This window comes from Methylobacterium sp. WL18 (genome assembly GCF_008040015.1).
Lineage (GTDB): Bacteria > Pseudomonadota > Alphaproteobacteria > Rhizobiales > Beijerinckiaceae > Methylobacterium > Methylobacterium mesophilicum.
In genome coordinates, this window is the sequence record NZ_VRVD01000386.1 from 1 (window position 1) to 4,513 (window position 4,513).

A 4,513-nucleotide genomic window follows, 5' to 3' on the forward strand; every position below is an offset into this window, starting at 1 on the left:
GCTCGACATCCTCAGGCGACGGGGCGGGCTCGGCCGGGACCACCCGCGGCGCGTCGGCTACCGCCGCGACATCGTCGAGCATGTCCTCCGGCAGGGCGATCACCACCGGCCCGGGCCGGCCCTGGATTGCGACCCGGAAGGCCCGCGCGAGGATCTCCGGGATGCGGGCCGCGTCGTCGATCTCCACCGCCCACTTGGCCAGCCCGCCGAACATCTGGCGGTAATCGACCTCCTGGAACGCCTCCCGGCCCCGCATCGCCCGGCCGATCTGCCCGACGAACAGGATCATCGGCGTCGAATCCTGGCGCGCGATGTGGACGCCCGCCGAGGCGTTGGTAGCTCCGGGGCCGCGGGTGACGAAGCAGATGCCCGGCCGGCCGGTGAGCTTGCCGGCGGCCTCCGCCATGATCGCGGCGCCACCCTCCTGCCGGCACACGAGCACGTCGATGCCGCTGTCGCGCAGGGCGTCGAGCACCGCGAGGTAGCTCTCGCCGGGGACGCAGGTCACCCGCTCGACGCCCTGGACGAGCAACTGATCGACGAGCACCTGCGCACCGGTGCGTGTGGGCAATCCGCTCAAGCCGTTTCTCCCTGGCGATGATGCCGCCCGGAGGAGGTCTCCAGGGGCGGCCGGCCTGTTGCGGCCCTGCGCCTTACCGATGCCGTGTCCTGGGATGCGACTGATATGTCAGCCTCAGGGTAGGGCTGCGGGTGGCCCGGTCAACCTGTCAGACCAGAGGCCGGCGGTCGAGGGCCCGTCGCGTCATCTGATCGAGGAGATCGAACAGCGTCGCGATTCCGGCAAGGGCCGTCTCGGCGTCCCGGGCGGCGATGCCGGCCACGATCGTGGCGTGGATCCCGGCGCAGTCTCGGAAGCTGGCGGTGAGCTCGTGGCTGTACCAGAAGCGCCGGGACTGGGCGTGGAGCGGGCCCATCGTGCCGGTCAGCGTCTGGTTGTAAGCCGCTGCGACCATCGCCTCGTGCAGGGCGCGCTTGAGCCGGAAGTAGACCTCGCGGTCCCGGGCCCCCGCGGCCACCAGCAAGCCCTCGGTATGCCGCTGCAGGGCGTCGAGGTCTTGGTCCGACGCGCGGGCGATGATGCAGCGGGCCATCGTCTCGTCCAGCGGGCGCCGGACCTCCAGCAATTCGAGGTGGCGGATGACGTCGACCGGGGTGACGAGCACGCCGCGGCGCGGATGGACCTCGACGAAGCCGATCGTCTTGAGCCGCGCCAGCGCCTCGCGGACCGGGGTGCGCCCGAGCGCCAGTTCCGCGCCGAGTTCGCCCTCGGACACCATCGCACCCGGCGCGAGGCGGCGGCTGATGATCATCTGCTCGATGGCGTCGTAGGCGGTCTCGGCGAGGGACCGAGCCCGTCCCGCGTCGGTCTCGATCGCGCGCGCGTCGGGGCCCGCCGTCAAGCTCCTCGCATCCCCCAACCCGATCCCCTCCCGAAGCCTTGGCTTGCTTCAGTTGACAATGGCTCCAGTCGGCGCCCTACTCAAGCGCTGAGATATCAGGGGTCGCCCAGGGCGCAACTGCGCCGACCGGATCCTCGACGATCCGGGCTCGATGGCGACCGCCTTCATGGGAGGAGATGCGGATGGCCGGGCTGTCCCCTGCGACGCGCGACAAGCTCAAGACCGTCAGCACGGCGACGCTGATGACCGCGCTGTTCAAGCGCGGCCTGCGCAACCAGATGATCCAGGGCGTGCGCCCGCTGAAGGCCGGCGGCGGCACGATGGTCGGCGAGGCGTTTACCCTGCGCTACATGCCCGCCCGCGAGGACCTGAACCCGATCACGGTGTTCCGCGACCGCGCGCATCCGCAGCGCAAGGCGGTGGAGGAGTGCCCGCCCGGCGCCGTGTTCGTGATCGACAGCCGCAAGGACGCCCGGGCGGCCTCGGCCGGCTCGATCCTGGCGACCCGGCTGATGGTGCGGGGCTGCGCCGGGCTCGTCACCGACGGCGGCTTCCGCGACGCCGACGAGATCGCCCAACTCGACATGCCGAGCTACCACGTGCGCCCCTCGGCGCCGACGAACCTCACCCATCATCAGGCCATCGACATCAACGTGCCGATCGGCTGCGGCGACGCCCCGGTCTTCCCGGGCGACGTGATCGTGGGCGACGGCGACGGCGTGGCGGTGATTCCGGCCCATCTCGCCGACGAGGTCGCCGACGAGGCGGTGGAGATGACCGCCTACGAAGATTTCGTCACCGAAGAGGTCCGCAAGGGGCGCTCGATCCTCGGCCTCTACCCAGCCACCGACGAGCAGAGTCTCGCCGACTTCGCCGCGTGGCGGAAGCAGACCGGGCGCTGACAAAGGGTGGCCCCGGTACGGTGGCGCGTGCGGCTCTAGCAGGACGTCCGTGAGACGCTCGGGATCGACTGTGGGCGGTTCGGGTCGACCGGCGTGCAACGCCAGCGCGCCGGCGAAGACAACGATACCATCCCGACGGAGGCCACTGGCACCTGCGAGGCCAGACTGTATTTCTCGGCGGCCTGCGCGGTCAGCTCCAGCATCGTCGCCTTCTTTGCGGCCCGCTCCGCTGTGGCGGCCAAGGCGTCGCCGAAGCCGAACCGATCCACTCTGCCCGACCGAACGCGTGAGACCGGAGACCGCTTGATGACCGCACACAAGAAGACCCTCGGTGATCTGCGCAGTCAGCGCTGGTTCGGCGCCACCGACCTGCGCAGCTTCGGCCACCGCTCGCGGATGCTTCAGATGGGCTACGAGCGCGCCGACTTCACCGGCAAGCCGATCGTCGGGATCATCAATACCTGGAGCGACATCAATCCCTGCCACCAGCATTTCAAAGCGCGCGTCGAGCACGTGAAGCGCGGCGTCTGGCAAGCGGGCGGGTTTCCGATCGAACTCCCGGCGCTCTCCTTGTCCGAAAACTTCGTCAAGCCGACCACGATGCTCTACCGCAACCTCCTGGCCATGGAGGTGGAGGAGCTTCTGCGCCAGCACCCGGTCGACGGGGCGGTGCTGATGGGCGGTTGCGACAAGACCACGCCCGGCACGGTGATGGGCGGCATCTCCATGAACCTGCCGATGATCTTCCTGCCGGCCGGGCCGATGATGCGGGGGCATTCCGGCGGGACGATCCTCGGCTCGGGCTCCGACGTCTGGAAGTACTGGGCCGAGAAGGAAGCCGGCGCCATCACCACGCAGCAGTGGAACGACATGGAGGCGGGCATCGCCCGCTCGGCCGGAACCTGCATGACCATGGGCACGGCCTCGACGATGACGTCGATCACCGAGGCTCTGGGCCTGTCGCTGCCGGGCTCGGCCTCGATTCCCGCTGCCGACGCCGACCATCCGCGCATGGCCAGCGCCTGCGGCCGGCGCATCGTCGAGATGATCTGGGAGGATCTGAAGCCGTCCGACATCCTCGACCGGCGCTCGATCGACAACGCCCTGGTGGTCCACAACGCGCTCGCCGGCTCGACCAACGCGATGATCCATCTGGTGGCGATGGCCGGGCGGGCCGGGATCCCGATCAAGCTCACGGAGTTCGACGAGTTCGCCCAGAAGGTGCCGGTGATCGCCAACCTGCGGCCCTCGGGCCAGTGGCTGATGGAGGACTTCCACATCGCCGGCGGCATCCGGGCGCTGATGGTGCGGCTGTCCCCCCTCCTCCACCTCGACGCCCGCTCGGTCACGGGCGGTACGGTCGGCGACGGGCTCGCCGGCATGAGCGTTTACAACGACGACGTGATCCGCCCGCTGGACAAGCCGATCGTGACGACCGGCGGCACCGCGATCCTGTACGGCAACCTCGCGCCGCATGGCTGCGTGATCAAGCCGCCGGCCGCGGATCCGCGCTTCCTCAAGCATACCGGCCCGGCCCTGGTGTTCGACGATTACGACGCCATGAGCGCGGCGGTGAACGACCTCGACCTCGACGTCACCCCGGACCACATCATGGTCCTGCGCAACGCCGGCCCGATCGGCGGCCCGGGCATGCCGGAATGGGGCATGCTGCCGATCCCGAAGGTGCTGCTCCGGCAGGGCGTGCGCGACATGCTGCGGATCTCGGACGCGCGCATGAGCGGCACCAGCTACGGCGCCTGCATCCTGCACGTCTCGCCGGAATCGGCGGCCGGCGGGCCGCTGGCCGCGGTGCGCAACGGCGACCGCATCACGGTCGACGTGGCCGAGCGGCGCATCCACCTGCACCTCGGCGAGGCCGAGATCGCCGCCCGCGTGGCCGCGTTCGTACCGCCGAACCGGGCCTATCCGCGGGGCTACAACCGCCTGTTCGCCCAGCACGTCCGACAGGCGCACGAGGGCTGCGACTTCGATTTCCTGGAGGGCGCCGGCGGCATTCCCGAACCCGAGATCCACTGACGCCAGCCCGCCGGACGCGGTCCCAGCCCGGCGCAAGGCAGCCCGTCGAAAGAGCGGTCCGTCGGCGATGGCCGGCGGCTGATAAGAACCGGGAGGATACATGGCGATGATCGCACGCAGGGGCCTGCTCGCGGGCGCGGCCCTGCTCGGGGC

General features: G+C 70.2%; 4 protein-coding genes. 2 read left to right on the forward strand and 2 right to left on the reverse strand.

The genetic code is table 11. The annotated features are described in order from the left end of the window. Both FV228_RS21155 and FV228_RS21160 read right to left on the reverse strand, forming a co-directional pair. On the reverse strand, positions 1–580 hold a 580-nt coding region (locus FV228_RS21155; RefSeq protein ID WP_246693978.1), incomplete at its 3' end, for a thiamine pyrophosphate-binding protein. A gap of 148 nt (positions 581–728) precedes the next feature. After that, positions 729–1,421, reverse strand: coding sequence for a GntR family transcriptional regulator (locus tag FV228_RS21160; RefSeq protein WP_147856413.1), 693 nt, complete (start codon positions 1,419–1,421; stop codon positions 729–731). 182 nt (positions 1,422–1,603) lie between these two features. Between FV228_RS21160 and FV228_RS21165 the strand changes: the two genes are divergently transcribed. Then, complete coding sequence (locus FV228_RS21165) at positions 1,604–2,323, forward strand: ribonuclease activity regulator RraA (protein ID WP_147856414.1); 720 nt, start codon at positions 1,604–1,606, stop codon at positions 2,321–2,323. A gap of 306 nt (positions 2,324–2,629) precedes the next feature. After that, positions 2,630–4,360, forward strand: a complete 1,731-nt coding sequence (araD, locus tag FV228_RS21170) for an L-arabinonate dehydratase (RefSeq protein WP_147856415.1) — start codon at positions 2,630–2,632, stop codon at positions 4,358–4,360. Positions 4,361–4,513: the final 153 nt, after the last annotated feature.

Bases quoted from the DNA above. Each gene is read 5' to 3' on its own strand.
- araD (WP_147856415.1), top strand. From the start codon at position 2,630: ATGACCGCACACAAGAAGACCCTCGGTGATCTGCGCAGTCAGCGCTGG.
- FV228_RS21165 (WP_147856414.1), top strand. From the start codon at position 1,604: ATGGCCGGGCTGTCCCCTGCGACGCGCGACAAGCTCAAGACCGTCAGC.